This window comes from Desulfobacterales bacterium (assembly GCA_029211065.1).
Taxonomy (GTDB): domain Bacteria; phylum Desulfobacterota; class Desulfobacteria; order Desulfobacterales; family JARGFK01; genus JARGFK01.
Genome location: JARGFK010000174.1, coordinates 1 through 5,730, shown reverse-complemented (window position 1 = coordinate 5,730; position 5,730 = coordinate 1). Strand labels below are relative to the sequence as shown.

At 50.6% G+C, this 5,730-nt stretch carries 7 protein-coding genes; 1 reads left to right on the top strand and 6 read right to left on the bottom strand.

The annotated features are described in order from the left end of the window. Positions 1-55 precede the first annotated feature (55 nt). The 6 genes from P1P89_21865 to P1P89_21840 form a co-directional block, all read right to left on the bottom strand. Positions 56-466 carry a hypothetical protein gene (locus P1P89_21865; protein MDF1594165.1) on the bottom strand — a complete coding sequence of 137 codons (411 nt, stop codon included), beginning with the start codon at positions 464-466 and terminating at the stop codon, positions 56-58. A 79-nt stretch (positions 467-545) separates the two neighbouring features. Continuing rightward, a complete protein-coding gene (locus tag P1P89_21860; protein MDF1594164.1) occupies positions 546-1,580 on the bottom strand; it encodes a WYL domain-containing protein in 1,035 nt (344 codons plus the stop codon). A gap of 99 nt (positions 1,581-1,679) precedes the next feature. Further along, positions 1,680-2,090, bottom strand: a complete 411-nt coding sequence (locus P1P89_21855; protein ID MDF1594163.1) for a hypothetical protein — start codon at positions 2,088-2,090, stop codon at positions 1,680-1,682. Positions 2,091-2,160: 70 nt separating this feature from the next. After that, positions 2,161-3,177 carry a hypothetical protein gene (locus tag P1P89_21850; protein MDF1594162.1) on the bottom strand — a complete coding sequence of 339 codons (1,017 nt, stop codon included), beginning with the start codon at positions 3,175-3,177 and terminating at the stop codon, positions 2,161-2,163. Between the two features lie 204 nt (positions 3,178-3,381). Beyond that, positions 3,382-3,741 (bottom strand): PilZ domain-containing protein, encoded by a 360-nt coding sequence (locus tag P1P89_21845; GenBank protein ID MDF1594161.1) that lies wholly within the window; start codon positions 3,739-3,741, stop codon positions 3,382-3,384. 394 nt (positions 3,742-4,135) lie between these two features. Beyond that, positions 4,136-4,429: a hypothetical protein gene (locus P1P89_21840; GenBank protein ID MDF1594160.1), complete on the bottom strand. Its 294-nt coding sequence runs from the start codon at positions 4,427-4,429 to the stop codon at positions 4,136-4,138. A 361-nt stretch (positions 4,430-4,790) separates the two neighbouring features. On the opposite strand from P1P89_21840, the gene P1P89_21835 reads away from it, so the two are divergent. Continuing rightward, positions 4,791-5,657 carry an epoxyqueuosine reductase gene (locus tag P1P89_21835; protein MDF1594159.1) on the top strand — a complete coding sequence of 289 codons (867 nt, stop codon included), beginning with the start codon at positions 4,791-4,793 and terminating at the stop codon, positions 5,655-5,657. The last annotated feature ends 73 nt before the right edge of the window (positions 5,658-5,730 follow it).

Here is a 5,730-nt window from a genome sequence, read left to right as displayed (position 1 = left end):
GTGTCGCGCCAAATGATTATTGGAGGTAACCCTCTACATATAGTGGGCGGTTGAGTTAACTGCATACCCAGTTTTTTAAAATCAGATAGTCGGTCGGCTGCACGACCGGATATTGCCCCATCAATTCATCTTTTATCTCAACCCTGCGCTCTATAATGGCGCTTCCGTCGGGGGTATTGACAAACATGTAATCGATATACCCCAAAACGCCCAGTTCGGATTCAAATTGCGCAAACGCGTCGGTCTTCTGGGAACAGGTGTACCCCAGGCGTTTCATGATGGATTGCAATTCGGTCCAAAAGCGCCTTTCGGTGATCCGGTCGATGTCGGCAGTAAACCGTGGGAGGCCGTAAAGCCCTAAGGCCATTGCCCCTATGACCGCAAAGGGGATCCGGCTCTGTTTTAAATTGCGCGTGATAATGGTTAGAATATTAGTGAGCTTTTCAGGTGTTGTCGACTGAACCATATTTCTCTGCCGATAGCATGTCAGGTTTTTTTCCGGGCGCCCGATTATTAGCTCAACATCTTAAAGTTTAGATTAAAAATCAAGATGTTTCTCGAATTGCGCCCTGCCGTCGTCCGGGTTTGTCCGGTTTGGAATTATTTTCCTCTCCATAGACGCCGGCCATTTTCCGGATCTCATTTTTCACTTCATTCCGCAGGTCGAGCGGCGCCAGCACCTCCACCTGAGAGCCGAATCTGAGGACCTCGCGCTTGACCTCTCTTAAGTCCGCCGCCGGAAAAGTGAGACAGAGACTGCCGTCGGGCCGGATGTCCTGGACCTGATCCGCATGCCAGATCTGTTCCGATATCCAGGCTGCGACTTCCGTGGCAAACTTGAGGCAGACGGTAATGCTGGCATCGCTGCTCAGAATACCGAAATTCTTACGGATAAAGTCCTTGACCGATCCTGTGGCGATCCTGGGCGGCAAGGAATATTGAAAAGGTGTCAGCCGGCGGATTCTCGACAGGGCGAAATCCCGCAGTTCGCCGCGCAGGGTGCAGTGGGCAATCACATGCCAGCTTCCCATGTATTGGAGCAGGTGCAGGGGAAAAATCACCCGCCGGGAATCCTCATCCTTGTGGGGCGAGAAATAGTCGATCTCCAGTGCCTTTTGCAGGAAAAGGGCGTCCACAACCATTTGGAAGATGGTTTCATCCACCCGGGCGTACTCGATATTCTTGACCGAAATTTTTTCGCCCAGTTCATCCAGCGTAAACGGCGATTTGATGGAATGGATCGTTACGATCTGTTGCAAAAAAGCTTTCAGGGAGGATTTCAGACTCCGGTCGGGAATGGTGGAAGCCAGCCGGGAAGCGATGAGCAGAGCGCCCAGTTCGTCTTCGTTGATCCACAGGCCGGGCAGCTCATAGGTCTTATCTTCATATTCATAGCCCCGCCGGTCCGATACGTAAACCAAGGGCGCATTCAGGCGATCGCGAATAAATTCGATGTCGCGCTGGGCGGTCTTGCGGCACACCTCGAATTTTTCCGCCAGGACGCGGGCATTGGGATATAGCCCAGCCTTAACCCGGTTGTGAAACCATAAAAACCTTTCAAAGATGATCTTTGACGGCATGTCAGGCTCCCGGAAACGAAGTTGCGCACCAGGATCATGTGATGATGGCCGGTTCTATTTTGAAATAGTCAAAATTACAATCAAAATTGAAAAGCCCGTTTACCTGTGGGCGAAACCCCACGAAAACGACAGCCCCAAACTTTCCGCCCCGCCGACGCGGACCGCTGCCAGGAAAGCGGCGGCGGTCCATGTGCGCATGCCGGCCTTGGCCACCAGGTCGCTGTAAAACGTTTCATCCACGCGTTTTCTCTCGATTGCATTTCCCGGCTCGCCATAGCCGTACGCCAGGTCGTGGGGCAAACAGCATTTATAAGTGATATCTTCCCACTTGCAGCCGGTGAACAGCCCCATGAGTTCATCCGGCAATCCGGAACACCCGTCGAACTTCCAATCCTTATACCGATCCGGGTCGGATTCAATGCGCGCAATCAGATAATCCAAACCGAAATGCCGGCACAGCGCCAGGGCCGCTTGGGTGGTGACCGTTTCACCGATTTCAGGCAGCTTCATTTTTTTCTCCTTTATTTGAACCTTTTTGCTGGATATGGAAAGTTCGTCACTTTATTATGCGGGATGGAAGTTATACCGCGTGCAGATCCACGCCCATCCTGGCGAACAGGACGTCCAGGTCCTCCATGGCCTTTGCCTGATGTTCTTTTACCGCCTCCTGAAATCTGAACCAGTGCGTCTTCTCCTTATCCGTTCCTTCCTTCCAGTACAGCTTGTCGTGCAGCATGGTGAACATGGAAAGCAATCCGCTTTCGGAATCCTTTAATCCCTGCACCTTTGTATCGATGGCCGCGCTAAACCAGTCGGATTCATCGAAATCTCCCAGCCACGGCGCCAGTTCCCTGTACCGTTCCAGGCGGTCTTCATGATAATAATTCTGATTTCCGGAAAATGAAGCCCCCATGGCCTGGATCAATTGAGCAGATACCTTTTTCCAGGTTGCATTCGCTTTCTTGGTTCTTTTTTTATTAAAATTTTGATATTTGCCGTATATTTCTTTTGCAGCAGAGAGGAAGCGCTCTGAATTGTCGATTTCATCCTTAACCAGACGCGGATCTTCCCACCGGTGGGCCGGCCAGTCGGGATGGTGTTCGGCGTTGGCATGCCCGATATCGGGCTTAACATCCAGGGCGATGTCGTTAAAGAAATCATACCATCCCACGAAATTCTGATGGGCCCATGTGTCGGCATAGGCATGGACGGCGATCCCGATGCGGTAAAGCCGCGTATCCTCGGAAGCCTTAAAAGCCAGGTCGATCATCTTGTTGGCAAGCTCATTGTCGGGCGTGGTGTTTAATAGATGCATCTTGCCGTCGCAGCGGCAGGCGCTTTCGCTCATCGGGTCGCCGGGTACAAAGTGAAATACCGGGTATATCCGCATCAGTTTTCGTTTGGGCTTTAGAATGTTCATCGTCTGGGAAATATAGTTTTCATAAACATTGCCGCTTGAACGGTCTTCGACCGTCAGACAAACGTCGTTCTCATCCACGTATTCCGATGCCGTTGCAATGATCCTGGCTTCGGCCTCGCTGAAGCCGGCCGCGTTGGCGATGATTCCGGTCATGTAATAATGAAATTCGGTATCCATATCCATTTCCTCCTTGATAATTTTTTCCTGCAAATGCTCGGGAAAATGGCCTATATGCCCCTATGGCCCCGCTATCGAAAGTCTCTTTTGATAGCGGCGAACGGCTGGTTGGGCGGTATAAAAACACAAACCCCCTCCTATCGACTCTCAGATAAGAGGGGGTTTGTGTGTTGATCGCCATTGATCCACCCATGAAGGTTTACATCACATTATGGTTTCAGGCATGATTTTTTTCATAAATTCGGTACGATCAATAGTTTGTTGCGCGCCATCTGCCGGCAGCGCTGCAATCCTTTCCACCTGGATTCCCAGCCGATAGCTGATTTCATTTCCTGTATTTTGAAGAAAGGCCCATTTAACGGTTCCATAAATACCAAAATCATCAATATCGTCAAGTTTAAGATAAATTTCAGTCCCTGGGAAAAATGCTCTCTGGCAGTTGAGACCAAAGCCCCCTTCGCAGAGGTCGACAACGGTCGCCGGAATGGTCTCTTCTTTTATGAAAATGGATACGCCCACTTCTGTCTGCCGGCGCGTGTACTGCCGGCGCTCACTGATGTTCAATGTTTAAATTCCTCTTCTGGTGGCTCGTGTGCAATCGAAATTCCCGGCTGCCGACCGGGTCTGCTGCAACGTCTTTCCCGGAACAAGCCCGTTATGAATGCTTGTCTCTTAACTGATTTACCGGATGCAGCAAATTATCCGACAGGTTGGATTTTATGAAAAATCCCGACAGGACGCCCCGTACGCCCAACAAAAAACAAAGTAAGCTACAATATTCATGCCATCCGCACGGCTTTTAAAACAAAACAGCCGTCAACAAAAAATTGCTTTTATATTATAAGGTTAGATCGATAAGGCCGTGCGGCGCCCCAATGACGGATAGATAAAATAAATTCTTCATGCACAGAATTCAGTGCGCGTGCACATTTTTCTGTGCAACGCGGTTAGGACCGGACTATTCTTTTGTTGACACAATCAGCCTGGCCGATTTGTAATTCGAATAGATGTCGCGCTCCAAACCCGCTGCTTCCAGGGGGACCCAGGCGTATTTCAAATTCAGGTTTTTTGTATCGACCTGGGCATACATTGCCACCGCCAGCGGCTCAATATTCTTTATCACCACTTCGGTTGGCTTTCCTTCGTTAAACGCCTCGGCTGTCCGGATAAGCGGAAGCTCCCTGGCACAAATCCAAACCAGGCATAGCGCGATGACCGTTAATACCCCTTTTGTGTAAAGATCCACTTTCATATCGTTTTCCTTTCTCTTATTTTTTTTGAACATGGCAGTCATTGTCATAAAATTGATTTTCCCAAACGGAATGTAAACACCGGACCGGAGCCTCCCCTTATGCCCTTCAAAAAAATTTGATGCTTGCTGAACCTGGGCCTATGTGTTAGGTGCGGTTAGGTCGCAACCATCCAGGATGGAAAAGCCCGAAGCCTTTTAAAAATGCGCAATTTTTGTTCAAATCCAGAGCTGGCGATCCCGCCCCGGCAAGGATAAAAATTCAGGCCTGTCGGCAAATCCCCCATGTCAGAGACGCCGAAGCCGAGCACAAGGGGACCTTTGATCGCAGGGATTCTATCAGACAAACAGCACAGGGGGCAACATGAAAGCGCCGGATTTAAAAAAATGGGCGGAAGACACGATAACAGCGTTCATCCTCTCTTCGCCGGAAAACAATCTTCAGAACGCGGAAAATGAAAAGGCCTGGGCAGAACCCCTGGTGGGTTTTGCCAACGGCGCCGATCCACTTTTTGAGGCTTACAAAGACCATGTGGGCCCGTTTCACTTTACGCCCCTGGAAATTTTCAACAGGACGTTTCCCGGCATTTCAACCCAAGCTGAAGACTTGACCGTCATCAGCTGGATCCTGCCCCAGTCCGATAAAACCAAGTCCGACAACCGCAGGGAAACGCAATACCCTTCGGAAAGATGGGCCCGCGCCCGGATTATCGGGGAAAAGGTCAACGCAACGCTTCGCAGCCACGTGGTCGCCACCCTTGAAGCAGCCGGATATGCGGCGGTTGCACCCCAGCTTTCGCCGTTCTGGGAAAGAAAAGAATCCCCCAAATACGGCTTTGCGTCCTGCTGGTCGGAACGGCACGCAGCCTACGCTGCCGGGCTGGGAACCTTCGGCCTGAGCGACGGGCTGATCACCCCCAGGGGAAAAGCCATGCGCTGCGGATCCGTGGCTGCCAACATCCGGATACCGGTCCCCGCAAGGCCCTATCAGGACCACCACGCCTATTGTCTGTTTTATCCAAAAGGAAAATGCGGAAAATGCATCGGGCGCTGCCCGGCCGGAGCCATCTCGGAAAAAGGGCACGACAAGATCGCGTGCCGGAAATATATTCGGGAGGTGACCGCTGTATACGTCAAAACCAAGCTCCATATGGAGGGATACGCCTGTGGCCTTTGTCAGACAGGTGTGCCGTGCGAATCCAAAATACCTGCGTTAAGTGATATCAATTAATTTGACATTGTAAAGATTATTCTTGCAATTACTTCAGTTATTTACTATGGATGTATTCATGAAATCAACCCCG

What these genes read in the sequence shown, in the direction of transcription:
- P1P89_21865 (MDF1594165.1), bottom strand. Translation starts at nt 466, where the DNA reads ATGGTTCAGTCGACAACACCTGAAAAGCTCACTAATATTCTAACCATT.
- P1P89_21860 (MDF1594164.1), bottom strand. Translation starts at nt 1,580, where the DNA reads ATGCCGTCAAAGATCATCTTTGAAAGGTTTTTATGGTTTCACAACCGG.
- P1P89_21855 (MDF1594163.1), bottom strand. Translation starts at nt 2,090, where the DNA reads ATGAAGCTGCCTGAAATCGGTGAAACGGTCACCACCCAAGCGGCCCTG.
- P1P89_21850 (MDF1594162.1), bottom strand. Translation starts at nt 3,177, where the DNA reads ATGGATACCGAATTTCATTATTACATGACCGGAATCATCGCCAACGCG.
- P1P89_21840 (MDF1594160.1), bottom strand. Translation starts at nt 4,429, where the DNA reads ATGAAAGTGGATCTTTACACAAAAGGGGTATTAACGGTCATCGCGCTA.
- P1P89_21835 (MDF1594159.1), top strand. Translation starts at nt 4,791, where the DNA reads ATGAAAGCGCCGGATTTAAAAAAATGGGCGGAAGACACGATAACAGCG.